We start from the raw sequence: 23,780 nt of genomic DNA on the forward strand, positions 1-23,780 counted from the left end.
AGACACGGAGGACATGGCAGAGGACGTGGCGGAGATCGGGCGGACGGACCGGGGGCGGCCCCGGAGTCTGGCCCAGGGTCGAACCAGGGGGTGGTGGCGGACCGGGCGGCCCACCGGCTCCGGCCCGTGGTCCGGCCCCAGAATCGTGGATCCGGGGCGCGTACGTGAGCGGTCTCACGGAATCTCCCCAGGTGATACGCCGGACATGCCTGCGTGGCAGGATGAACGTGTCCCGCAGACCGCTGCGGACCATGGAACCTCGGGTCCGTGGACAGGAGGACCGTGGACAAGAGGGAAGGACCGGGCCCGGCGTTGAGCGAGAATCAGAACCTGCTCGCGGAGCAGCGGCGCGCCCTGATCCTCGACGAGGTGCGCAGGCGCGGCGGGGTCCGGGTCAACGAGCTCACCCGCAGGCTGAACGTCTCCGACATGACGATCCGTCGGGACCTGGACGCGCTGGCCCGGCAGGGCGTCATCGAGAAGGTCCACGGCGGAGCCGTCCCCGTGGTCGAGGCGAGCACCCACGAGCCCGGCTTCGAGGTGAAGTCGGCGCTGGAGCCGAGCGCCAAGGAGGACATCGCGCGGACGGCGGCGGCGCTGGCCCTGCCCGGCAGCGCGATCGCCCTCTCCGGCGGCACGACCACCTATGCGCTCGCCCGACGCCTGTTGGACGTACCGGATCTGACGGTGGTGACCAACTCCGTCCGGGTGGCGGACGTGTTCCACGACGCGCAGCGTCCGTCGCCGGGCCGGGCGGCGCGGCCGGGGGCGGCGACGGTGGTGCTGACGGGCGGGGTGCGGACCCCTTCGGACTCGTTGGTGGGTCCGGTCGCCGACCGGGCCATCGACTCCCTCCACTTCGACGTGCTCTTCCTCGGCGTGCACGGGATCTCCGCCGAGGCCGGTCTCTCGACCCCCAACCTCGCCGAGGCCGAGACCAATCGCCGGTTCGTCCGGTCCGCGCGCCGGGTCGTGGTGGTGGCCGACCACACCAAGTGGGGGACGGTGGGGCTGAGTTCCTTCGCCGCGCTGGACGAGGTGGACACGTTCGTGACGGACGCGGGGCTGACTCCCGGGGCCCGCGAGGAGATCGGCGAGCATCTGCCGGGCCTGGTGGTGGCGGGCGAGCCGCCGGAGGAGCCCGCGCCCTCGGACTGACCGGGTGCGGCTCGCCGCTGAACGGCCGGGCCGGGCGCGCCCGGCTCGGCACCCGGCCGGCCCGGACGCGGCTGGCCAAGAGACGCATGACCCGGACCCGGCCGGCCGGGAGGCCGCTGACCGGGAGGCCGCCGGCCGGATTCCGTTCGGGTCGCCGTCCGGCTGTGACGTCCTAGGATCGAGGGATGGCCGTCTTCCGGATCGAGCGCTTCTCCCCTCTCCCCGCAGCCGAGTCCTGGCGGCGGGTGACCGACTGGGAACGGCACGCCGAGCATGTCCCGTTGACGGCCATCACGGTGGCGGGCGGGGCTCCCACCAGGGTCGGCACGGTGTTCACGGCGCGTACGGGGGTGGGTCCGCTGGCCTTCGACGATCCGATGGAGGTGGTCCGCTGGACGCCTCCGGCCGGTGGCCGGGCCGGGATCTGCCTGTTGGAGAAGCGCGGTTCCGTGGTGCTGGGCCGGGCCTCGATCGACGTACTGCCGACGCATTCCGGTTCCCATGTGGTGTGGGTGGAGGAGCTGCGGGTGCGGCTGGTGCCCCGATGGGGTGACCCGGTCCTCGCCTCCGCCGGGCGGCGGCTGTTCGGCGGGGTGCTGGACTCGCTGCTCGCCTCGCCGGACGGCCGGAAGAGCGGCTGAGGACCGGGAGCGGCCGGCGAGGCGTTCCGGCGCGGGTGATGTGACCGTCACACGATTGACTCGTTTGTCGGTATGACACTCCCCCGCCACGGCCCCGGAAGGCACCGAACTCATGCCGATCCATCAACCGCAGCAACGGCCCGCCTCCGCCGCACCGAGTGAGCCCCTGGGCGTGCCGCAGGCCGAGGCCGCGCTCGTGGAGCACTACCCGCGTCTGGTCCGGCTCGCCTATGTCGTGCTGCCGCCCTCGCTGGGCCGGCACCGCCGGGTCCTGGCCGCCCATGGAGCCGTGCAGCGGGCCCTGCCCGGGGCACGGACCTCCCCGGACCGCGTGCGCGTGCCCGCCCAGTCCCGCCGCTCCCCTGAGGCCCGCTCCGCGACGCTGTCGAGCGCGGAGCCGGCGCAGGCCCCCGCGAGCGCCCCGTACGCGTGGATGCGGCTGCGGGTGCTGCGGACGGCCCTGGCGTACGAGCGCCGGCCCCGGTGGTGGCCCGGACGGCTCCCCGCGCCTGCCGCGCTGCGGCCGACGCTGCCCGTGGTCTGGGGGCTGCGCCTCTTCCCCCGGGCGGGCGGCGTCGACGAACTGGCCCTGGACCGGGCCCTGTCGGCGGTTCCGGGTACCGTACGGGCCGCGTTCGCGCTCCAGTTGCTGGACGGGCTGCCGGAGGCCGACGTACGGGCGCTGCTGGCCGAGGCGGGGGCGGGCGATCCGGCGGGGGCGGTGCGCCGGGCGGCCCGGCTGGGCGGGCCCGACCGGGTGGCGGCGCGGGAGTCGCTGCGGTCCGGGGAGTTCGACCCGTGCACCGTCCAGACCCGGCCGAGCGATCTGCTGCGGCGCAGGCACCGGGTGCGGGCGGTGGCCCTCGCGGCGGCCCTGTGCGCGGTGGCGGGTGCGCTCGCGGTGGCCGCCGACGAGGGGGTGCGGAACGAGGGCCCGGAAGCCGGTTCGACGGTCCCGGCACTCGACCCGGCGGGGCTGCTGCGTACGGCGGCGGAGCGGTGGGCCGACACCTCGCGCGTCGACTTCACGGCCTGGCCCGTACGCGGTGACCGGCGGGACGACGCCGAGCTGCTGGGCCGGGCGCTGCGAGCCTGGAGCGGGCCGCCGGGGAAGGTCCGGGTGACCACCACCCCGGGCACGGTGGCGGCGCCGCCCGCGCAGCCGCCCCGGCTGCTGTTCGCGGGCGAGGTGGACGGGGCGGCCGTGGTGCTGTTCCACGACGGCGGCGTACGGGTCGTGCGGTACGCGGAGCCGCTGTCGGGCGGTGGGGGCGGGGCGGCGCTGGACTTCGCCCGGACCGATGACGCGGACGTGACGACGGGGGCCGCCGTGGTCGTGAGCCGTACGGGCGAGAAGGCGCGGTTCCTGCTCGCTCCCTGGATCGCCGAGACCACCACCCGGGACCTGCTCGCGCCCAACACGCCCGGCACCCCGCTGGGGGTGGGCCCGGACGGGGTCACCGCCCCGGTGGAGCGCCCGGCGGCGGGCGGCGCCTGTGACGCGTGGCCGGTGCTCCAGCTGCGCTCCTCCGAGCGGATCGTGGAGAACCACGCGTTCCTGGTGACCGACCTGGGCGACCTGGCCCCGGCGCATCTGACGTACACCCCGAAGCCGGGCCGTGGCGCGCCCGCCCGGCAGCCGCGCGAGGCGACGGGCCCGGAGGCGCTGCTCGCCTGGGCGCGTACGGCGTGTTCGCTGCGGGCGCTGTCGGGCTCGGGGGTGCGGGCGGTGAACAACTGGGCGTTCGCGGAGCAGAGGCTCCCCGAGGGCGAGGCGTCGGCCGACTGGCTCTGCACCCGTGCCGACACCTGGCGCGGTCCCGGCCGGGTCCTGGTGCAGTTCCTCCAGCCCGCCGCCTCCCCCACCGCCCCGGCGGCGGTGGTCGCCGACCGTGACGACACGGCCCTGTGCAGCAGGTTCGGCCAGCACGTCCTGGCGGGCACGCACTGGCGGGCCGCCTCCGGCCGGTGGTACGTCCTGGCGGCGGGCAGCCGCGCGGTGGACCGGATCGAGGCCACCGGCCAGGCGCGGGGCGCGGCGAGCGGCCCGACGCTGGCGGTACGGGCGCCGCGCGACGCCTCCGTACAGCTGACGGGCACGCTCCGCGAGGGCGGGACGCTGGCGGCGGTGCGGTGAGCCGCTGAGGGGCCGCGCTCCGCCGTACGGAGTCCTCGTCCCGGCCTCACGGGGAAAGGGGTGCGAGACTCGGACAGGTGACGGATCTTCCGGAAGAACCCGACGTACCCGATGTTCCCGACCGGCACGACGACGTCGAGCTGCGCTGCCTGGTCACCGGCGCGACCGGCTACATCGGCGGCAGACTGGTGCCCGCGCTCCTCGACGCCGGGCACCGGGTCCGCGCCCTGGCCCGTACGCCGCAGAAGCTGCGCGACTACCCGTGGGCCGACCGGGTCGAGGTGGTGCGCGGCGACGTCACCGACGCCGGCTCGCTGGCCGAGGCGATGCGGGACGTCGACGTGGCCTACTACCTGGTGCACGCGCTCGGCTCCGGCTCGGACTTCGAGGAGACCGACCGCAAGGCCGCCCGCACCTTCGGCGAACAGGCGCGCAAGGCCGGTGTGCGCCGGATCGTGTACCTGGGCGGGCTGACCCCGGCGGGGGTGGAGGAGAAGGAGCTGTCGCCGCACCTGCGTTCGCGGGCCGAGGTGGGGCGGATCCTGCTGGACTGCGGGGTGCCGGCGGCGGTGCTGCGGGCGGCGATCGTGATCGGTTCGGGGTCGGCCTCGTTCGAGATGCTGCGCTATCTGACCGAGCGGCTGCCGGTGATGGTGACCCCGAGCTGGGTCTCCACCCGGATCCAGCCCATCGCCGTACGGGATGTGATCCGCTACCTGGTGGGGAGCGCCACGCTCCCGTCCGAGGTGAACCGGACCTTCGACATCGGCGGCCCGGACATCATGACGTACCGCGACATGATGCAGGGCTACGCGCGGGTGGCGGGGCTGCCGCGGCGGGTGATCGTGCCGGTCCCGGTCCTCACCCCGACGCTCTCCAGCCACTGGATCGGGCTGGTCACCCCGGTGCCCCGGTCGATCGCCCGGCCGCTCGCGGAGTCGCTGCGCCACGAGGTGGTCTGCCGGGAGCACGACATCGTCCATTACGTCCCCGACCCGCCGGACGGGCCGGTCGGCTTCGACCGGGCCCTGGGCCTCGCCCTCCAGCGGATCAAGGACGCCCAGGTGGACACCCGGTGGTCCTCCGCCTCGCCGCCCGGTGCGCCGAGCGACCCGCTGCCCACCGACCCGGACTGGTCGGGCGGCAGCCTCTACCGGGACGAGCGGGAGCTCGCCGTGCCGGTGGACCGGGCGGACCTGTGGCGGGTGATCGAGGGCATCGGCGGCGAGAACGGCTGGTACTCCTTCCCGCTCGCCTGGGCGGTGCGCGGCTGGATCGACCGGATCGTCGGCGGGGTGGGGCTGCGGCGCGGGCGGCGGGACGCCCACCGGCTGCGGGTCGGGGACTCGCTGGACTTCTGGCGGGTGGAGGAGATCGTGCCGGGCGAACTGCTGCGACTGCGGGCGGAGATGCGGCTGCCGGGCGCCGCCTGGCTGGAACTGTCGGTGGCCGCCGACGACCGGGGGCGCACGCTCTACCGCCAGCGCGCCCTGTACCACCCGCAGGGGCTGCTGGGCCATGCGTACTGGTGGGGCGTGTCGCCCTTCCACGCGGTGGTGTTCGGCGGGATGGCCCGCAACATCGCCGCGGCCGCCGCGAAGGCTGGCCGGGCGCGCCGGGAGGGCCCGGAGCATGTGGCCGGCAGTGGTACAGACAACTGACCGCCCGGCCGCTATGGTGTGCGCGGCCCCATATGCGCAGACCGCCCGGGAGGTGCACACGATGGCACGCCGACTCCGTACCGTGGGACTCGAGTTCGTCGACTCCGCGCCGATACGTCTGGTGTTCGCCGCCGAGGTGTCCGCGCCCCCGGACGTGGTCTACCGGGCGCTCGCGGAGGACGTCGGCTCCTGGCCCTCCTGGTTCACGGCCGTCACCCGGGCCGCGCCCACCGATGGGGGCGCGGGCCGGGAGGTGCGGCTCAAGGGCGGCGTCCGCTTCCGCGAGACGATCGTGGCCGCCGAGCCGGGCGAGCGGTACGCCTACCGGGCCGACGAGTCCAACGCCCCCGGTCTGCGGGCCCTGCTGGAGGAGTGGCGGCTCACCGCCGACGGTGCGGGGACCCGGGTGCAGTGGACCTTCGCGGCCGATGGGACGGGCCCGTTCCGCTCCGTGCTGGCGGTCGCGCGCCTCGGCATGGGCCGGTCGTTCCGGGACGCGGTGCGCAGGCTCGACGGACGACTGACGGCGTCGGCGGCCTGACCGCTGCCGGGAGCCTCAGCCGGCACAGGTCTGGGGCCGGATCCAGGTCCGCGTCCAGGTCCGAATCCGGGTCCACGTGAGGCGGCCTGCCCCGTATGCGGCCCCCGCTCGGCCGGTCCGGATCCCGTGCTCAGCCGGTCAGGGTCCCGGTGGCCAGGAAGTCGTCGATGGCGCCGGCGTACGGGGAGATGTCCAGGCCCTGGTCCTCCAGCCAGGAGTCGGAGTAGTACTTGTCCAGGTAGCGGTCGCCCGGGTCGCAGAGAAGCGTGACGACGCTGCCCTTCTCCCCCCGCTCCACCATCTCCGCGATCAGCTTGAAGGCGCTCCACAGCCCGGTGCCCGTGGAGCCGCCCGCCTTGCGGCCGATGGCCCGCTCCAGGGCGCGTACGGCGGCGACGCTGGCCGCGTCCGGCACCTTCATCATCCGGTCGACGGCGCCGGGCACGAAGCTCGGCTCCATGCGGGGGCGGCCGATGCCCTCGATCCGGGAGCCGCAGTCACTGGTGGCGAGCGGGTCGTGCCGGGTCCAGCCGTCGAAGAAACAGGAGTTCTCCGGGTCGGGCACGCAGACGCGGGTGTCGTGCTGGAGGTAGTGGACGTACCGGGCGATGGTGGCGGAGGTGCCGCCGGTGCCCGCGGTCGCGACGATCCAGGTGGGTTCCGGATAGCGCTCCAGCTTGAGCTGCTGGTAGATCGACTCGGCGATGTTGTTGTTGCCGCGCCAGTCGGTGGCGCGCTCCGCGTAGGTGAACTGGTCCATGTAGTGCCCGCCGGTCTCGGCGGCCAGGGAGGCGGACGCCTCGTACATCTTGCGGGAGTCGTCGACGAAGTGGCACTGCCCGCCGTGGAATTCGATGAGCCGGCACTTTTCCGGGCTGGTGGTGCGCGGCATCACGGCGATGAACGGCACCCCGATCAGCTTGGCGAAGTACGCCTCCGAGACGGCCGTCGACCCGCTGGACGCCTCAATGACCGGCTTGCCCGGCCGGATCCAGCCGTTGCAGAGCCCGTAGAGGAAGAGCGAGCGGGCGAGCCGGTGCTTGAGGCTGCCGGTGGGGTGGGTCGACTCGTCCTTGAGGTAGAGGTCGATGCCCCACTCCTCGGGCAGCGGGAAGCGCAGCAGGTGGGTGTCGGCCGAACGGTTGGCGTCGGCCTGGACCTTGCGGACGGCCTCCTTCAGCCAGGCCCGGTACTCCGGGTCGCTGCGGTCGACGTCGACCGTCTCCATGACGGCCCCCGTAACCCCTCGGTCATGTCCCGGCTCATTGGTGTCCATCGCCGTGCTCCTGTTCGTCCGCAGCTCGTCCACTCGGCTGCTCGTCCGCCCGGTGCTCCTGCCTCCACGATAGGCCCCCCACCTGCACAAACGTTGACTTTGATATCCCATAGCCGTGCCTTTGGGCAGACCCCTGGAGGAGGCTCGGGGGGCAGGCCGGGGGCAGGTGGGGCGGGCACGGGAACGGGCAGCGCGCGGTGGGCTCCGGGGCCCTCTGGCGGTCGGGGGGGCGGGCCGGGCACACTGCACAGGAGAAGTGGTGACGAAGGGGGGCGAAGCCGCGATGGCGGACGCCGAGTTCAGTGCGTCGGGGGTCAAGATCGAGCGGTTCACCCGGTCGCTGACCAGGTCCGGTCAGGTAGTCGTCAAGGACGGCCGGCTGTCCCTGCTCACGAGCAACGGGCGGGAGATCGACAGCGCCCCGGTGACCACGGTGAGTGCGGGCAAGCGGTGGTTCTTCGCGGCGGATTCGGCCATCGCCCGGGTGAACGGGGTGCGCTACCGGCTGACGATGGGCCAGCGCAACCGCAGACGCGACGGGGCCGCCCCGCTGCGCCGCTTCCTGGAGGCGCTGCGCAGCGCCGGGGGCCGCAGAGGCTGAAGGGGCGTCCGGAGGTGCCGTACGCGGCTCCGCGAGTTGCGAAGCCGTAAGGGCTGGGCCACGCTGGACCCACGTCACTGAAGGTGCACCATCGGTGACAGAGTGATCCGGTCCCCCGGATCGGATCGCGCGACACGAGCAGACACGACAAGAGCAGAGCGGATTCGGCAGTCAGTCGCCCGCCGGCTCCGTTCGTTTCGTTCGTCTTCTTCCGGACCTATTTCGGGGAGTCGCAGCCGTGATCAGCGAGCCAAGCAGGCACTGCACGGTGGAGCTCCAAGCCCTGCCGTCGCGGATCGGTCAGGTCCGCAGAATCATCTCGGCGCAACTGCGCTACTGGCATCTCGATCCTCTGATCGACCAGGCAGCCCTGGGCGTCACCGAACTCCTGACCAATGTTCACCGGCACGCACAGCCGGACAAGTCATGCACCGTCGACATCGAGCTGCTGCTCGACCGGCTGACGGTCTCCGTCCACGACCACGACCCCCGTGTCCCCACGGTGAACGAGGCGGATTCCTTCGCCACCTCGGGCCGGGGTCTGGCCCTGATCGCCGCGGTCAGCGAAAGCTGGGGCGTACGGCCGTGCGGCGCGGCCGGAAAGGCCGTCTGGTTCACCTTGCCGGCGGTCTGCGGCACCTCCACCCTGCCACCGCTCGCGGTCTACGGGTCGACGACGGACGGGCCCTTCGGGTCCGTCTCCATCAGCCCCGAGGCCATCGTGGCCACCCCCGCCCGATCGGCCGTCGTCGGCTGACGGGAGGGACGGGCCCCCGGCCGTGCGGGGAGCTGAACGCCGCACGGCCGGACCTCTGCCGCGGGACTCCCCCGCTTTCCGACCCGCTGTTGCGCGCAGTCCGCCTGAGCACTCCGGGCCGGCTGACCGAGGCCGCCCGCGCTCCGGTCATACCCTCAGCCGTGACCGGGCGGCCCGGGACAGACGCACGACGGGTCGTCAACGGGATGGTCTACAAGATCCGCACGCGCATCGCGACCAGGGGCGCCGCGGGACGGGAAGCCGAACGGGGGCGGCAGTGGTGCGCCCGGGCCGACGAGCCGGACCCGGCGGGCGGGCGGCCGGGCGTCAGGCGAGTACCGCGAGCGGGTCGTCGAGCACCGGCTGCCAGGCCAGTTCGGCCGCGCCCACGAGGCTGTTGTGCGTCAGGGTGCAGGGCAGGATGGGCACGCTGCCGCTGCGGCCCCACAGACTGCGGTCGGCGACGACGGCGCGCAGCCGTTCCGGGTCCGCCTCCAGCAGGTCACGATGGAGGCCGCCGAGGATGATCCGGTCCGGGTTGAGGATGTTGACGAGCCCGGCGAGGCCCAGGCCCAGACGGTCGATCAGCGCGTCGGCGGCGTTGCGCACGTCCACGTCCTCGTACTCCGTGCGCAGCAGGCCGCCGGCCTGCTTGAGGAGCGACTCCTCCGGGCCCGGGTCGCGGCGCGCGGTGACGAGGAAGGCGAGCGGGTCCGTCTCCACGTCGAGGCAGCCTCGTCCACCGCAGTGGCAGGGCCGCCCCTCGGGGTTCACCGTGAGGTGCCCGACCTCCAGCGCGAGCCCCGAACTCCCGCTGTGCAGGCGGCCGTCGAGCACCAGGGCCCCGCCGACGCCCCGGTGTCCGGTGGCGACGCACAGGAGGTGCTGGGCTCCGCGTCCGGCGCCGTGCCGGTGCTCGGCCAGCGCGCTGAGGTTGACGTCGTTTCCGGTGAAGGCGGGGCCCGTGATGCCCGCGTCGCGTACGCAGGCGGCGAAGATGTCCCGGACCGGCGAGCCCGCGGGCCAGGCGAGGTGCAGCGGGTTGAGGGCGGTTCCCTCGGGTTCGGCGACCGCCGAGGGCACGGCGAGTCCGGCCCCGACGCAGCGCAGCCCGCTCGTGCGCAGCAGCTCCGCCCCCGCGCCCACGACCTCGCCGAGCACCTGCGCGGGGTCGGCCATCACCGTGACGCAGCCCGGCGTCGTGGCGACGATCCGGCCGCCGAGCCCGACGAGAGCGGCCCGGAAGCCGTCCGCGTGCACCTGGGCGGCGAGGACGACGGGACCGGTCTCCAGGACGGCCAGCCGGTGCGAGGGGCGGCCCTGCGAACCGGCCGCCGAACCGGGGCTGGAGTCGACCCGGATCAGCCCGAGCGCCTCCAGCTCCGCGGCGACCGCCCCGGCGGTGGCCCGGGTGACGCCGAGTTCGGAGGTGAGGACGGCGCGCGTGGGGGCGCGCCCGGTGTGCACCAGTTCCAGTGCGGGCCCGAGCGCACTGCGGCCTCTCTCCAGCTTCGTCCGGGTGGTGGTCGCCTTGCCGTTCATGAGGGCGAGTCTCCCATGATCCGGAGGCCCTCCGGACGCCGAGGGAGCATGCCGGGAGGGGGGACGCCTCGCTCCGTCAGCCGTCTTGCGTCCGTCGTCCGCGCGCCCCTATGCTGAGTTTGTGCCGCAACTAAACAAACTGCGGACGGCCCTTCCGGGGGGACCTGGCGGAAACACCGCCCCACCCTCGTCGGCCCGCCTCCGTACCGCGCTGACCGTGTTCTTCGCCCTCGACGGTTTCCTCTTCGCCGGCTGGGTGGTCCGTATCCCGGCCATCAAGCAGCAGACCGGCGCCTCCGCCTCCACCCTCGGCCTCGCCCTGCTCGGCGTCTCCGCCGGCGCGGTGATCACCATGATGCTCACCGGCCGGCTCTGCCGCCGTTACGGCAGCCACGTGGTGACCGTGGCCTGCGGAATCCTGCTCCCGCTGAGCATCGCCCTGCCCGCCCGGACCCACTCGGCGCTCTCGCTCGGTCTCGTCCTGCTGGTCTTCGGAGCGGCGTACGGCGGGATGAACGTGGCGATGAACAGCGCCGCCGTCGATCTGGTCGCCGCACTGCGCCGGCCCGTGATGCCGAGCTTCCACGCGGCGTTCAGTCTCGGCGGCATGATCGGCGCCGGTCTCGGCGGACTGGTGGCGGGCGGTCTGTCCGCCTCCACCCATCTCTTCCTCCTCGCCGCTGTCGGGCTACTGGTCACCGCCTTCGCGGGGCCCGCCCTCCTGCGTCACCGCCCGGTCCCCACGGCCCCCACGACGCGGACGCAGCAGCAGCGGGAGCCCAGGCGGAAGCTCGACCCGCGGGCCCGCCGGATCGTCCTGCTCTTCGGCGTGATCGCCCTGTGCACGGCGTACGGGGAAGGCGCGCTGGCCGACTGGGGCGCGCTCCACCTGGAACAGGACCTGGACGCCCACCCCGGGCTCGCCGCCGCCGGATACGCGCTGTTCGCCCTGACGATGACCATCGGCAGGCTCACCGGGACCATGCTCCTGGAACGGCTGGGCCAGACCCGCACCCTGGTCCTCGGCGGCGTGGTCGCCGCGGCCGGAATGCTGCTGGGCGCACTCGCGCCGACCGCCTGGCTTGCGCTCGCCGGGTTCGCGGTCACGGGCCTGGGGCTGGCCAACATCTTCCCCGTAGCCGTGGGCCGGGCCGGCGAACTGGCCGGGCCGAGCGGGGTGGCCGCCGCCTCGACGCTGGGCTACGGCGGCATGCTGCTGGGCCCGCCCGCGATCGGCTTCCTGGCCGACTGGTTCTCGCTGCCGGTGGCGCTGACGACCGTGGCCCTGCTCGCCGCGGCAGCGGCCGTACTGGGGTACGGAGCCCGTAACGCCACGCACGCCTGAGCGGCGGTTCGGGGGGCGTGAGCCGGGCGGGCCCCGGCAGTCGAGGTGCCGCGTGCCCATCAAGGCCCATCGCGTGTTTGTTCGGGCGTCGCGCCTGGGAGACTGACCCCATGGGGCGGCGGACACAGGCGGAGCGGGACGCGATGACGATCGAGATCGGCTACGCGCTGATCAGCGCCGTCGTTCTGGCCGCCGTCACCGGTGCGGGGATCCTCTTCCCGAGTCTGCTCCTCCTCGACCTCGGCGGCACCGCGCGCAAGGTGGTTCTCGGCGTCGCCGCCACGGTCGCCGTGCTGGTCTTCGTCGCGCGGGTCGTCCATGTCCTGTGGCGCTTCCCCCGGCAGGAGGGCGTCCTGCTGCCCGACGCGGGACCCGGCCCGGGCCCGGAGCGGCCGAGCCGCTCGGGACCCGCCGGCGTCGACTCGTAGACCGGCCCGCATCCCGCCCGCCGTCAGCCGGCCGGCCCGCCGCGCAGCCCGACCGAGCGGGCCAGCCCTCCCGCGGCCTGCCGGAAGAACACTTCGCGCGCCTCGACGACCCGGTTGAACTGACCGAAGAGCTCGAAGGAGATCAGGCCGGAGAGCTGGGCCCAGGCCGCGACGAGGGCCGCGACGGCGGCGGGCGGGAGGTCCGGAGCCAGCTCGGCGGCCATCCGCTCGGCCTCGGGGCGCAGTTCCGGCGCGAGGGGAGGCACGACGAGACCATCGGCCCGGGACGCGTCCCGCACCAGGCCGATGAGCACCCGGCCGACCCGCGAGGCGGGGCCCACCGTGTCCATGGGGGCGCTGTAGCCGGGAACGGGCGAACCGTAGATCAGGGCGTACTCATGGGGGTGGACCAGGGCCCACTGCCGTACGGCGCAGGCCACGGCGACCCAGCGCACGGCGTACGGGGCCGGGGCGGGCCGGGCCCGGTCGGCGGTGGCGCGCGCGCCTTCCGCAGCCTCGCCGATCGCGTCGTACGCGTCGACGATCAGCGCGGTGAGCAGGTCGTCGCGGCTCGGGAAGTAGCGGTAGAGCGCGGAGGAGACCATGCCCAGCTCGCGGGCGACGGCGCGCAGGGAGAGTCTGGCCGCACCCTCCACCGCCAGTTGCTTCCTGGCCTCGTCTTTGATCGCGGCGGTCACTTCCCTGCGGGCGCGTTCGCGGGCTCCTCGGATGGTGCTCATGAGATCAGTCTGCCACGCCCTCAGAGCACCGAACCATAACGAGAGCACTGCTCTTGCTTTAGGCGTCACTTCCGCGCACACTGATCTCAAGCGAGAGCACCGCTCTCTCCAGCCGTGGGGGTCACCGTGTCGCAGCCGTACTACCTTCAGGCCAGTCCGGCCGCCAAGCGCCTCAACAAGGTCATCGGCCGGCTCGCCCGGTACGGCGTCAGCCTCGGCGGAGCCGCCGAGATGTCGGTACGGGGACGCAGGAGCGGCCGGATGCAGCGCGTCCCCGTCAACCCGCACGCCTTCGGGGGCGCCCAGTACCTCGTCTCGGCCCGGGGCCACTCCCAGTGGGTGCGCAACATGCGCGTCGCGGGCGGCGGTGAACTGCGGGTCGGGCGCAGAACCCGCGCCTTCTCCGCCGTGGAGATCCCCGACGACGAACAGAAGGCACAGATCGTCCGGGCCTACCTGAAGCGGTGGGGGTGGGAGGTCGACCAGTACTTCCAGGGCGTCACGGCGAAGTCCACGGACGCGGAACTCCTGGCGGCCTGCCCGGACCATCCCGTCTTCCGCATCACGGTGGACAGCTGAGGAACGGTCACCGGTCGGCCGTGTCCCCGCCGGCCTCCTCGGCCCGCCGCGCCGCCACGCCGGAACCGGTGAGCAGCTCCCTCACCAGAGCGACGACGAGGGCGGGCCGCGAGACGAACGGCGAGTGCCCCGTCGGCCACTCGCGCGCGTGGGTGCAGCGGGCGGCGAGCGTACGTTGCAGAGCCGGGTCGACCGCCCGGTCCCGCGCGCAGACGACATAGGTGGAGGGGGTGCGCTTCCAGCTCCGGTGCTCCGGGACTCCCCGCCCGCAGCCCGGGGCCTGCGGGCGCAACAGGCCGACCGCCCAGGCGGCGAGGGGCCCGGGACAGTCGCCGTAGAGAGCGTCGACCGCCCGGCCGGGATGCAGGGACGTCGTACCGTCAGGTCCGGGCACGATCGCCTCGCGCAGTCGGGAGGACGCCCCGCCGAGGGCCGCCGCGCTCTCGCCGGCGTCCGGTACGAAGGCCGCCAGATACACCAGGTGGAGCGCCCCGCGCACCCCGGTGATCACCGACCCGCCGTAGGAGTGGCCCAGCAGGACCGCAGGCTCCTCCAGCGCGTCGACGGCGGCCTGGACCGCTGCCGTGTCGGCGGCCAGGGACCCCCGGTGGAGTTCGGGTACGGCCACCTCGATCCCCTCGGCCCGCAGGGCCGCCGCGACCGGGGCGAAGTGCCCGGGGCGGTGGTACAGGCCGTGAACGAGCACCGCGGCAGCGCCCATTGCGCGCGTCAGCGGTCCATCGCGCTCAACGCCCGCTGCGCCAGCGGGTGCGTGCGGACGAGCTCGGCCAGCGACGTCGTGCCCCGGGTGATCCCGGCGAACGCCTTCCAGGCCGGGCGGAAGCCGGTGAGCACCGCGTGCAGCACGCCCGGGCGGCGCTCAAACAGCTTGAGCATGCGGCGGCCGACGCCCATCTCCACGCCGAGCCCGGCCTTGATGGCGAACGCGTAGTTCAGGGCCTGGCGGCGGGCGTCCACCGCGTCGTGCGACTCGGCGATCCGCACCGCCCACTCGCCCGCGAGCCGGCCGGAGCGCAGCGCGAAGGAGATGCCCTCCCGGGTCCACGGCTCCAGGAGGCCCGCCGCGTCGCCGCAGACCACGACCCGGCCGCGCGAGAGCGGCGAGTCGTCGCTCCGGCACCGGGTCAGATGGCCGGAGGAGATGGACGGCTCGAACCCGGCGAGGCCGAGGCGGGCGATGAAGTCCTCCAGATACCGCTTGGTGCCCGCGCCGTCGCCGCGCGCCGAGATCACCCCGACCGTCAGCGTGTCGCCCTTGGGGAACACCCAGCCGTAACTCCCGGGCATCGGGCCCCAGTCGATGAGCACCCGGCCCGCCCAGTCCTCCGCCACCGTCGCCGGAACCGGGATCTCCACCTCCAGGCCCAGGTCGACCTGGTCGAGCTTCACCCCGACATGTGCTCCTATCCGGCCCGCGCTGCCGTCCGCGCCGACGACCGCCCGCGCCAGCACGGTCTCCCCGCCGGCCAGCACCACGGCGACCGTACGCCGGTCGGGCACGGCCGGTCCGTGCTGCTCCACCCGCACCACCGAGGCTCCGGTGCGCAGTTCGGCGCCCGCCTTCTGCGCCTCCTCCACCAGCCCGGCGTCGAACTCGGGGCGGTTGATGAGCCCGAAGAGCATGCGCCGGGAGCGGCGGGTGCGGGCGAGCTTCCCGTTGAGGGAGAAGGTGACCGCGTGGATGCGGTCCTTCAGGGGCAGTTCGAACCCCGGCGGCAGGGAATCCCGGGAGAACCCGATGATGCCGCCGCCGCAGGTCTTGTAACGCGGCAGTTCCGCTTTCTCCAGGAGCAGGACCCTTCGGCCCGCCACGGCTGCCGCGTACGCCGCCGATGCGCCGGCCGGTCCGGCGCCGACGACGACGACGTCCCAGACCAACGACTCTTCGTGCTCACGTCCGGCGTCTGCGTTCTCGCTGCTCACGATGTGCTTCTGCTCCCGATCCGACCAGTGGCCCCAGCTGCTCACGGCATCCTACGGCGCGTTGTGACCGCGCCCCCCTGTGGGAGGATCGGCCATGATTTCGTCGTACGAACGACGCCGCAACCACGGCGCCCCGCACGGTCGCGTACATACCGCGCCCTACCCTTAACGTCGCACCCACGAGGAGCGTGCCCATGACCGCCCGCCCGATTTCCGAGACCGTCGCCTCGCTGATGCCCCGTGCCCGGGCGGAACTGGCCGAGCTGGTCGCGTTCCAGTCGGTGGCGGACCCCGCGGTGTTCCCGAAGAGCGAGTGCGAGGCGGCGGCGAACTGGGTCGCGGACGCGCTGCGCGCCGAGGACTTCACGGACGTCGCCCTGCTCGACACCCCTGACGGCACGCAGTCGGTCTACGGTTTCCTGCCGGGACCCGCCGGAGCCCCGACCGTACTGCTCTACGCGCACTACGACGTCCAGCCGCCGCTGGACGAGTCGGCGTGGCTCTCCCCGCCGTTCGAGCTCACCGACCGCGACGGGCGCTGGTTCGGCAGGGGCGCGGCGGACTGCAAGGGCGGGTTCATCATGCATCTGCTCGCGCTGCGCGCCCTCAAGGCGAACGGCGGCGTCCCGGTCTCGGTGAAGGTCATCGCCGAGGGCTCCGAGGAGCAGGGCACCGGCGGTCTGGAGCGGTACGCGGAGGCGCACCCGGAGCTGCTCGAGGCCGACACGATCGTCATCGGCGACGCCGGGAACTTCCGGGCCGGGCTGCCCACCGTCACGGCGACGCTGCGCGGGATGACGATGCTGCGCGTGCGGCTCGACACCCTCGAAGGGAACCTGCACTCGGGACAGTTCGGCGGTGCGGCCCCCGACGCCCTGGCCGCGCTGATCCAGCTGCTGGCCTCGCTGCGCGACGAGAACGGGACGACGACGGTCGACGGTCTCACCGGCGACGCCGACTGGGACGGTCTCCAGTACCCGGAGGCGGAGTTCCGGCAGGACGCCAAGGTGCTCGACGGGGTGGAGCTGATCGGCACGGGCACGGTCGCGGACCGGATCTGGGCGCGGCCCGCCGTCACCGTGATCGGCATCGACTGCCCGCCGGTGGTCGGCGCGACCCCGTCCGTGCAGGCGAGCGCGCGGGCCCAGATCAGCCTGCGGGTGCCGCCCGGCCACGACGCCGCCGAGGCGACGAAGCTGCTCACCGCACACCTGGAGTCGCACACCCCGTGGGGCGCGCGGGTCGCGGTGGAGCAGGTGGGCCAGGGCCAGCCGTTCCTCGCGGACACGGCCAGCCCGGCGTACACGGCGATGGCGGACGCGATGCGGGACGCCTACCCGGGCCAGGAGATGCAGACCTCCGGCATGGGCGGCTCGATCCCGCTCTGCAACACGCTGGCGTCGCTCTACCCCCAGTCGGAGATCCTGCTGATCGGGCTGAGCGAGCCCGAGGCGCAGATCCACGCGGTGAACGAGAGCGTGTCTCCCGAGGAGCTGGAGCGGATGTCCGTCGCCGAGGCGCTGTTCCTGCGCAACTACGCGGACTCCAAGAAGGTCTGACCCGGCGCAGCCGGGAAAGGGGCGACTCCGCGACGGCCGATTCCGGTCGGCCGCAGCGGAGGCCCCGCGACCGGAGGCGGATCCGCTCGACCGGGGACGCCCGTCGCGAGCGACGGTGAGGTGCTGCTCGGCGTGATCGACGTGGACCGCGCCAGAACATCGGAGGGCTGCTCATCGATACTCATAGCGGCATTTCCCTCCGGGACCATCGCGCTGGTCCGCGAATCGGGAGAATCGGTGAATCGGGAAAGTCGGCGTCCGGGCGCCCGGGGCGCGCCCTCAGCCCACCGGCACGCCGGCCTCCAGGTTGAGCACCGTGGACCGCTCGCGCGCCCGCAGGGCCCAGCGCAGCCGCTCGTACCGGGTGGGCGGCAGCATCCCCGCCGCCTCCTCCTCCGTGACGAAGCGCCAGCCGCGCAGCTCGGAGCCGGGCAGCAGCAGTCGGCCGGCGTCCTCGGACCGCAAGAGCCCCCCGTCGAAGAGGAAGCGCAGTCCGCCGTAACCGGGCGGGGCGGGCGACTCCCAGTCGACGAGGAGCAGGGTCGGGGTCCGGTCGAGCCGGAGCCCTATCTCCTCGGCCACCTCCCGCACCCCCGCCTGCGCCGGAGCCTCCCCCTCCTCCACGACCCCGCCGGGGAACTCCCAGCCGGGCTTGTACGTGGGGTCGACGAGCAGCACCCGGTCCTGTTCGTCGAAGAGCAGGACCCCGGCCGCGACGGTCGCGGCGGTCGGCTCGGGGCTCTGCACGATCTCGCACGCCCCCGCGGCCCCGGTGCGGACGGCCTCGGCGATGCGCTCGGCGGTCTCGCGCGGGGTGAGGGCGCCGTTGTCCACGACATGGGCGTCCGCGGTGATCCAGCCGAGCGCGTCGCGGTAGGGGCCGATGTGGTCCAGCGCCCACCGGTTGACCCGCTCGCTGTGCTCACGGTCGCCGGGACACTCCACCCGGCCCGCTATCCGTCTGCGCAGGATCGTTTCCTCAGGCGAGAGGAGCACATGCCGGACCGGGATGCGCCGGGAGGCGAGCCCACCGAATATCTCGTCGCGGTACTCCTGCCGCAGCAGGGTCATCGGCACCACCAGCACCCCGGGCGTCTCGGCGAGCAGCGCGGCCGCCGTGTCCACCACGAGCCGCCGCCAGATCCCCAGGTCTTGGAAGTCGCTCACCTCGGCCAGCCTCTTCTGGGGCAGCAGCCCGCGCAGCCCCGCTCCGGTGAGTTCCGGGTCGTACAAGGTGCTGTTCGGGATCAGCTCGATCAGTTCGCCCGCGGCGCTGGTCTTGCCCGCGCCGAAGGCCCCGTTGATCCAAACGATCACGGTTCCCCCTCTTCCGTAGCCCCCTGTGGCTTGCCCGCAACACCCTGCCGCAGAAACCCCGCCGCGGCGACGGCGTTGCCGGGATGCGGCATCCGGCACGATTTCAGGGGTCCCGGCGGTACGAAGCCGGGGTACGGGGCACCCGTAACGGTGACGGGCCGGGGTCGTTGGAGCAGTCAGCCGCCGGGCCAACGGCATGGGCCGGCGGCACAGGACATCAAGGGGTGCGCCGTGCGGCGGACGATTCTCGAACAGTTCCCGGCAGGAGACCCGCGCGGCAGCCGGCCGGCGGAGGAGTTCGCGGCCGCGCGCCGCGGCGAGGGTCTGGCGGCGGAGGTCGTCATGGACCTGGACCACGACGTCTTTCTCGTGGTCGTGCCCCAACAACCCGCGAACGCGGGCCGCTGACGGAGCGTCGCGCCGGACACGGGCGGGGGTGCGTGCGCCATGGGGTCGCGGCCGGGGGTGCGTGCGCTGGATGGCGCCGGCCGCCGGGGGGGGGCGTGTGCGCCGTGAGACGGTCCCGGCCGCCGCGGGGGCGCGTCCGCCGGAGCGTCGTACGGAACGCCCTCGAGGACCCGTGCTCCGGAGCGTCGTACGGAACGCCGCTGAGGAGCCGTGCGCCAGAGCGTCGTACGGAACGCCGCTGAGGACCCGTGCTCCGGAGCGTCGTACGGAACGCCGCTGAGGACCCGTGCTCCGGAGCGTCGTACGGAACGCCGCTGAGGACCCGTGCGCCAGAGCGTCGTACGGAACGCCGCTGAGGACCCGTGCGCCGGGGGATCGTGCCGGACGTTGCCGGGAGCGCGTGCGCCGGAGTGTCGCCGAGGACCCGTGCGCCGGGGTGCGGTGCCTAGCGCAGCGCGATCGCCGCGGCCGCCGCGCCGACCAGGCCCGCGTCGGTGCCCATCACGGCGGGCGCGACCGTCAGTCCCCGTACGAAGGAGAGCGTGGCGTAGTCCCGCAGGCTGCGGCGCAGCGGTGCGAAGAGCACCTCGCCGGCGCCCGCCACTCCCCCGCCGATCACCGCGATGTCGATCTCGACCAGGGTGGCGGTGGCGGCGATCCCGGCCGCGAGCGCCTGGGCCGCCCGCTCGTACGAGGCGATGGCGACCGGGTCCCCGGCGCGCGCGGCGGCGGCGACCGCGGCGGCCGTGGTGTCGCCGTCCGGGCCGGGCAGCCAGCCGCCCTCCAGGGCACGGCGGGCGATGTTCGGGCCGCTGGCGATGCGCTCCACGCAGCCGCGGGCCCCGCAGGGGCACGGGTCGCCGTCCAGGTCGACGCTGATGTGGCCGATGTGCCCGGCGTTGCCGGAGGGTCCGGGGTGCAGGGCGCCGCCCAGGACCAGGCCGCCGCCGACACCCGTGGACACGACGAGGCACAGCGCGTTGTCGTAGCCGCGCGCCGCCCCGAGCCAGTGCTCGGCCGCCGTCATCGCGACCCCGTCGCCGACCAGCGCCACCGGCAGTCCGCCGGTCGTCTTCCGCACCCGCTCCACCAGCGGGAAGTCGCGCCAGCCGGGGACGTTGACCGGGCTGACCGTGCCCGCGGCCGCGTCGACCGGCCCCGCGCTGCCGATCCCGGCGAAGTCCGCGCGGCCCCACAGCGGTGAGGCCGTCAGCTCGCCCAGCACCTCGTCCACGGCGTCCATCACCGCCTCGGCCCCCTCCCGTGCGGGCGTGGGACGCTGCGCCCGTACGAGGAGGTTTCCGCCGCCGTCGACGAGCGCGCCGGCGATCTTGGTGCCGCCGATGTCGAGCGCGGCGACGAGGTCGGTATGCATCGGTGTGGCTTCTCCGGACGAGTGAAGGGACGGACCTGCGCGTTCAGTCAATAGTCTGCACAGTCTCCCTGGCGTTGACAACGTTGTCCAGGGCCTATGCTCGACGCCACGGCCTCCGTTCGTGCCCGCAGCGGGCTCCGCAGGCCCGCCCGGGGCGCCCGAATGCCGCCCGAATCGCCGATCGCCCTCCCGCCCGTATCCGACGACAGGACAGCGCACCGTGGACCGGACCGCCCGCCATTCCGAGACCCGATACGGCAACCGGCCGACCATGAAGGACGTGGCGGCCCGCGCCGGAGTGGGCCTCAAGACGGTTTCCCGGGTGGTGAACAGCGAGCCCGGCGTCACGCCCGACACCGAGCGCCGCGTGCAGGAGGCGATCGACGCGCTGGGCTTCCGCCGCAACGACAGCGCCCGCGTGCTCCGCAAGGGGCGCACGGCCTCCATCGGTCTGGTCCTGGAGGATCTGGCGGACCCCTTCTACGGCCCGCTGAGCCGGGCCGTGGAGGAGGTCGCCCGCGCGCACGGGGCCCTGCTCATCAACGGCTCCAGCGCCGAGGACCCCGAGCGCGAGCAGGAGCTCGTCCTCGCCCTGTGCGCACGCCGCGTGGACGGTCTCATCGTGATCCCGGCGGGCGACGACCACCGGTATCTGGAGCCGGAGATAAAGGCGGGCGTCGCCACGGTCTTCGTGGACCGCCCGGCGGGCCGGGTCGACGCGGACATGGTGCTCTCCGACAGCTTCGGCGGCGCCCGGGAGGGCGTGGCCCATCTGATCGCGCACGGCCACCGCAGGATCGGGTTCATCGGCGACCAGCCCCGCATCCACACCGCCACCGAGCGTCTTCGCGGCTACCACACCGCCATGACGGACGCGGGGATCACCGTGGAGGACGCCTGGGTCTCCCTCGGCTCAACCGAGCCGGGCCGGGTCCGCGACGCCGCCGAGAAGATGCTCGGCGGGCCCGAGCCGGTCACCGCGCTCTTCGCGGGGAACAACCGGGTGACGGTGACGGCGGTCCGGGTGATCGCGGAGCGGGAGGGGCCCGTCGCGCTGGTCGGGTTCGACGACATCGAGCTGGCCGATCTGCTCGGCATCACCGTCATCTCGCAGGACGCGGCGGCGGTCGGCAGGACCGCCGCCGAGCACCTCTTCCGCCGCCTGGACGGCGCCGACCACGCCCCGGTCCGGGTGGAACTGCCGACCAAGCTGATCCCGCGCGGTTCGGGCGAACTGCCGCCCGCCTGAGGCCCGTTCGGCCGCCCGAGGCTCATTGCTCCGCTCCCGAGGCCCGTCGCTCCGCCCGCCCGAGGCCCCCGTCAGGCCGCCGCGGGAAACTCCCGGGTGAGCAGCGCCAGGAGCCGCGGGGGCGCGTCCTCCTGCTGGATCGCGTGGCCCGCCCCCTCCACCCAGTGCAGCTCGGAGTGCGGGATCAGCGCGTGCGGCCGCTCGGCGATGGGCGGGGCGAGGAACCCGTCCTCGCGCCCCCGGATGATCCGGGTCGGCACCGGCGCCGGCCCCGGCAGATGCCGGAACTCGTCGGTGCCCGCCCGCTCGAGCCGCCCGTACTGGCGGCAGTACGCCGCCCTGCCCTGCTCGCCGCGCGCCGTCGTCGAACGGCGTGTGGTGCGACATGGACGGGTGCGGCGCCCGGCACAGGATGCGGGCGTACCGCGCCCGCAGGGGCGCACAGGGGCCGCCTCCGCGGACGGGCTACGCGGCGGGCCTCTCCAGCATGCGGAGAGCGTCGACGGCCGCCGGCGACAGCATGGAGTCCCGCAGCTCGGCCAGGGGGAGCCAGGCCACCGCGTCGGTGGACCCGTCGATCTCCGCGACCACCGACTCCCCGGCCCCGAGGTCGACGGCGTAGAACAGCGCGACGAGATTCCAGTTCACGCCGCCCCGGCGGACCGCGTACGTCCTCGCGTCGAGCAGCCGGGCGGCGGCGGGTTCGCGTCCCGTCTCCTCGCGGAGCTCACGCGTCAGGGCTTCCACGGGCTGCTCGCCCGGATCGACGCCTCCCCCGGGCAGATGCCACAGCCCCGGCAGGAAAACCGGTGAGGCGTCCGAGAGTCGGGCCAGGAGGAGTCGGCCGCCCTCCACCGCGATGGCGTACGCCGACACACGGGTCCGCACGTGAACGTCGGCCATCCCCGCCCGCCTCCACTCGACTCAACCGCCGCGACGGCCGCGACCGGTAGACCCGGACCCTACCCCCGGGCGCACGCCCCCACGACGACGCCCCCTACGGAGCCGTGACCGTCAGGTCCCCCCGGCGCGGCGAGGCGAAGGCGTCCAGGTCCGCGCGGGTGAGGCCGGTGAGCCGGGCCACCTCGGCGGCGTCCAGCGCGCCGCAGTCGATGCCGCGCAGCAGATAGCCGCTCAGCGCCTTGGCCGTGGCGGGCTCGTCCATGACGTCCCCGCCGGCCTTGGCGACGTACGCGGCGAGCCGGGCGGCGGCCGGCTCCAGGCCCTCGCGGTAGAAGGCGTAGACGGCCGCGTAACGCGTCGGCAGATGCCCGGGGGCCATGTCCCAGCCCTGGTAGTACGCGCGGGCCAGAGCGCGGCGCGTGAGGCCGTAGTGGAGCCGCCAGGCTTCGTGGACCTGGGCGGTCGGGCCGACCGGCAGGACGTTGGTGGAGCCGTCGGAGACGCGTACGCCGGTGCCGGCGGCGGCGACCTGCATGACGGCCTTGGCGTGGTCGGCGGCCGGGTGGTCGCTGGCCTGGTGGGCGGCGCTGACGCCGACGCAGGCGCTGTAGTCGAAGGTGCCGTAGTGCAGCCCGGTCGCCCGGCCCCGTGCGGCGTCGATCATGCGGGCGACGGCGGCGGTCCCGTCCGAGGCCAGGATCGACTGGCTGGTCTCGATCTGGATCTCGAAGCCGATCCGCCCCGCGTCGAGCCCGTGGGCCTTCTCGAAGGCTTCGAGGAGCTGGACGAAGGCGGTGACCTGCTCGGGGTACGTCACCTTCGGCAGGGTCAGCACGAGCCCTTCGGGAAGCCCGCCCGCCGCCATCAGGCCGGTGAGGAAGACGTCCGTGGTGCGGATGCCCCGATCGCGTACGCCGGCCTCCATGCACTTCATCCGGATGCCCATGTACGGGGCCGCGGTGCCGTTCTCGTACGCCTCCGAGACCAGCCGGGCGGCGCGGGCCGCGGCCTCGTCCTCCTCGGCGTCCGGGCGGGGGCCGTAACCGTCCTCGAAGTCGATGCGCAGGTCCTCGACGGGCTCGCGCTCCAGCTTCGCGCGCACGCGGTCGTGGACCGGGCCCGCCAGCTCCTCGGGGATGCCGAGGACGGCGGCGAACGAAGAGGCGTCGGGGGCGTGTTCGTCGAGGGCGGCCAGCGCCTGGTCGCCCCAGGAGCGGAGGGTGCCGGGCTCGAAGACGTCACCCGGTACGTAGACGGTGTGCACGGGCTGGCGGGTGCCGGGGTCTCCCGGGTAGCGGCGGGCGAGCTCCGCGTCGACCGCCGTGAGGGAGGCGCTGATCTCCTCGCTGACCGTGCCGGCGAGGCTCGTTGCCACCTTCTCCTGCTGACCCATGACCGTACCCTCCACGCTCTGGCTGTTTCCGCTTCCCGGAATCAATAATCCGTATAGTGAAGTTATAAGGCCGCTCGACCTGCGTCAATGGTGGCCTGGAACGGCGCTGGGCCGCGCGGTGGGGTGCACCGTGCGGCCCAGGGCGGGGGTGTTGCGTGTGGGGTGTGTTCAGTTCTTGCGGGTGTTGATTTCTTCGGTGAGTTGGGGGACGACGGTGAAGAGGTCG

The 23,780-nt window shown here is 73.9% G+C and carries 22 protein-coding genes and 2 pseudogenes; 14 read left to right on the top strand and 10 right to left on the bottom strand.

The window, feature by feature from the left end:
• The first annotated feature begins 312 nt into the window (after positions 1–312).
• The 5 genes from ACLJPL_RS33460 to ACLJPL_RS33480 all read left to right on the top strand — a co-directional run bounded on the left by ACLJPL_RS33460 (position 313) and on the right by ACLJPL_RS33480 (position 6,138).
• A complete protein-coding gene (locus ACLJPL_RS33460) occupies positions 313–1,158 on the top strand; it encodes a DeoR/GlpR family DNA-binding transcription regulator (RefSeq protein ID WP_411084715.1) in 846 nt (281 codons plus the stop codon).
• Positions 1,159–1,343: 185 nt separating this feature from the next.
• Positions 1,344–1,799 (top strand): SRPBCC family protein, encoded by a 456-nt coding sequence (locus ACLJPL_RS33465; RefSeq protein WP_411084716.1) that lies wholly within the window; start codon positions 1,344–1,346, stop codon positions 1,797–1,799.
• 112 nt (positions 1,800–1,911) lie between these two features.
• Positions 1,912–3,936, top strand: a complete 2,025-nt coding sequence (locus tag ACLJPL_RS33470; protein WP_411084717.1) for a hypothetical protein — start codon at positions 1,912–1,914, stop codon at positions 3,934–3,936.
• 77 nt (positions 3,937–4,013) lie between these two features.
• Positions 4,014–5,597 (top strand): SDR family oxidoreductase, encoded by a 1,584-nt coding sequence (locus ACLJPL_RS33475; RefSeq protein ID WP_411084718.1) that lies wholly within the window; start codon positions 4,014–4,016, stop codon positions 5,595–5,597.
• A 61-nt stretch (positions 5,598–5,658) separates the two neighbouring features.
• A complete protein-coding gene (locus tag ACLJPL_RS33480; protein ID WP_411084719.1) occupies positions 5,659–6,138 on the top strand; it encodes an SRPBCC family protein in 480 nt (159 codons plus the stop codon).
• A gap of 130 nt (positions 6,139–6,268) precedes the next feature.
• Here the strand turns inward: ACLJPL_RS33480 and ACLJPL_RS33485 are convergent, their stop codons facing one another.
• Positions 6,269–7,414, bottom strand: a complete 1,146-nt coding sequence (locus ACLJPL_RS33485) for a PLP-dependent cysteine synthase family protein (RefSeq protein WP_411084720.1) — start codon at positions 7,412–7,414, stop codon at positions 6,269–6,271.
• 283 nt (positions 7,415–7,697) lie between these two features.
• On the opposite strand from ACLJPL_RS33485, the gene ACLJPL_RS33490 reads away from it, so the two are divergent.
• Positions 7,698–8,015: a hypothetical protein gene (locus tag ACLJPL_RS33490; protein WP_411084738.1), complete on the top strand. Its 318-nt coding sequence runs from the start codon at positions 7,698–7,700 to the stop codon at positions 8,013–8,015.
• Between the two features lie 238 nt (positions 8,016–8,253).
• Entirely contained in the window at positions 8,254–8,772 is a 519-nt protein-coding gene (locus ACLJPL_RS33495) for an ATP-binding protein (RefSeq protein WP_411084721.1), read from the top strand.
• Between the two features lie 327 nt (positions 8,773–9,099).
• On the opposite strand, the gene ACLJPL_RS33500 is transcribed toward ACLJPL_RS33495, so the two are convergent.
• Positions 9,100–10,314 (bottom strand): ROK family protein, encoded by a 1,215-nt coding sequence (locus ACLJPL_RS33500; protein ID WP_411084722.1) that lies wholly within the window; start codon positions 10,312–10,314, stop codon positions 9,100–9,102.
• 217 nt (positions 10,315–10,531) lie between these two features.
• On the opposite strand from ACLJPL_RS33500, the gene ACLJPL_RS33505 reads away from it, so the two are divergent.
• Both ACLJPL_RS33505 and ACLJPL_RS33510 read left to right on the top strand, forming a co-directional pair.
• A complete protein-coding gene (locus tag ACLJPL_RS33505; RefSeq protein ID WP_411084723.1) occupies positions 10,532–11,659 on the top strand; it encodes an MFS transporter in 1,128 nt (375 codons plus the stop codon).
• A 110-nt stretch (positions 11,660–11,769) separates the two neighbouring features.
• Positions 11,770–12,087, top strand: coding sequence for a DUF6332 family protein (locus ACLJPL_RS33510; protein WP_411084724.1), 318 nt, complete (start codon positions 11,770–11,772; stop codon positions 12,085–12,087).
• Positions 12,088–12,110: 23 nt separating this feature from the next.
• Here the strand turns inward: ACLJPL_RS33510 and ACLJPL_RS33515 are convergent, their stop codons facing one another.
• Positions 12,111–12,827, bottom strand: coding sequence for a TetR/AcrR family transcriptional regulator (locus ACLJPL_RS33515; protein WP_411084725.1), 717 nt, complete (start codon positions 12,825–12,827; stop codon positions 12,111–12,113).
• A 114-nt stretch (positions 12,828–12,941) separates the two neighbouring features.
• On the opposite strand from ACLJPL_RS33515, the gene ACLJPL_RS33520 reads away from it, so the two are divergent.
• On the top strand, positions 12,942–13,406 hold the full coding sequence (locus ACLJPL_RS33520) for a nitroreductase/quinone reductase family protein (protein WP_411084726.1): 465 nt from the start codon (positions 12,942–12,944) through the stop codon (positions 13,404–13,406).
• Positions 13,407–13,413: 7 nt separating this feature from the next.
• Here the strand turns inward: ACLJPL_RS33520 and ACLJPL_RS33525 are convergent, their stop codons facing one another.
• Together ACLJPL_RS33525 and ACLJPL_RS33530 are read right to left on the bottom strand one after the other, a co-directional pair.
• Entirely contained in the window at positions 13,414–14,127 is a 714-nt protein-coding gene (locus tag ACLJPL_RS33525) for an alpha/beta fold hydrolase (RefSeq protein ID WP_411084727.1), read from the bottom strand.
• Positions 14,128–14,135: 8 nt separating this feature from the next.
• Positions 14,136–15,350, bottom strand: a complete 1,215-nt coding sequence (locus ACLJPL_RS33530; protein ID WP_411084728.1) for a geranylgeranyl reductase family protein — start codon at positions 15,348–15,350, stop codon at positions 14,136–14,138.
• 194 nt (positions 15,351–15,544) lie between these two features.
• On the opposite strand from ACLJPL_RS33530, the gene ACLJPL_RS33535 reads away from it, so the two are divergent.
• Positions 15,545–16,909 (top strand): dipeptidase, encoded by a 1,365-nt coding sequence (locus tag ACLJPL_RS33535; RefSeq protein WP_411084729.1) that lies wholly within the window; start codon positions 15,545–15,547, stop codon positions 16,907–16,909.
• A gap of 279 nt (positions 16,910–17,188) precedes the next feature.
• Here the strand turns inward: ACLJPL_RS33535 and ACLJPL_RS33540 are convergent, their stop codons facing one another.
• Positions 17,189–18,226, bottom strand: coding sequence for an NUDIX domain-containing protein (locus tag ACLJPL_RS33540; protein WP_411084730.1), 1,038 nt, complete (start codon positions 18,224–18,226; stop codon positions 17,189–17,191).
• Positions 18,227–18,457: 231 nt separating this feature from the next.
• Between ACLJPL_RS33540 and ACLJPL_RS33545 the strand changes: the two genes are divergently transcribed.
• Positions 18,458–18,634, top strand: coding sequence for a hypothetical protein (locus tag ACLJPL_RS33545; RefSeq protein ID WP_411084731.1), 177 nt, complete (start codon positions 18,458–18,460; stop codon positions 18,632–18,634).
• Between the two features lie 445 nt (positions 18,635–19,079).
• Here the strand turns inward: ACLJPL_RS33545 and ACLJPL_RS33550 are convergent, their stop codons facing one another.
• The gene (locus ACLJPL_RS33550) at positions 19,080–20,009 is read right to left on the bottom strand and encodes an ROK family protein (protein ID WP_411084732.1); all 930 of its coding nucleotides are present in this window, start codon (positions 20,007–20,009) and stop codon (positions 19,080–19,082) included.
• A gap of 220 nt (positions 20,010–20,229) precedes the next feature.
• Between ACLJPL_RS33550 and ACLJPL_RS33555 the strand changes: the two genes are divergently transcribed.
• Positions 20,230–21,258 (top strand): LacI family DNA-binding transcriptional regulator, encoded by a 1,029-nt coding sequence (locus tag ACLJPL_RS33555; protein WP_411084733.1) that lies wholly within the window; start codon positions 20,230–20,232, stop codon positions 21,256–21,258.
• A gap of 71 nt (positions 21,259–21,329) precedes the next feature.
• Here the strand turns inward: ACLJPL_RS33555 and ACLJPL_RS33560 are convergent.
• Positions 21,330–21,614: pseudogene (locus tag ACLJPL_RS33560) on the bottom strand (alpha/beta fold hydrolase); the annotation flags it as partial.
• Here ACLJPL_RS33560 and ACLJPL_RS33565 point away from each other — a divergent pair.
• Positions 21,611–21,700: pseudogene (locus ACLJPL_RS33565) on the top strand (CGNR zinc finger domain-containing protein); the annotation flags it as partial. The pseudogenes ACLJPL_RS33560 and ACLJPL_RS33565 overlap by 4 nt on opposite strands.
• A gap of 23 nt (positions 21,701–21,723) precedes the next feature.
• On the opposite strand, the gene ACLJPL_RS33570 reads toward ACLJPL_RS33565, so the two are convergent.
• Positions 21,724–22,161, bottom strand: a complete 438-nt coding sequence (locus ACLJPL_RS33570; RefSeq protein ID WP_411084734.1) for an NUDIX hydrolase — start codon at positions 22,159–22,161, stop codon at positions 21,724–21,726.
• 94 nt (positions 22,162–22,255) lie between these two features.
• Positions 22,256–23,554: a DUF6986 family protein gene (locus ACLJPL_RS33575; protein ID WP_411084735.1), complete on the bottom strand. Its 1,299-nt coding sequence runs from the start codon at positions 23,552–23,554 to the stop codon at positions 22,256–22,258.
• Between the last annotated feature and the right edge of the window lie 226 nt (positions 23,555–23,780).

The organism is Streptomyces sp. cmx-18-6 (genome assembly GCF_046548915.1).
GTDB lineage: Bacteria > Actinomycetota > Actinomycetes > Streptomycetales > Streptomycetaceae > Streptomyces.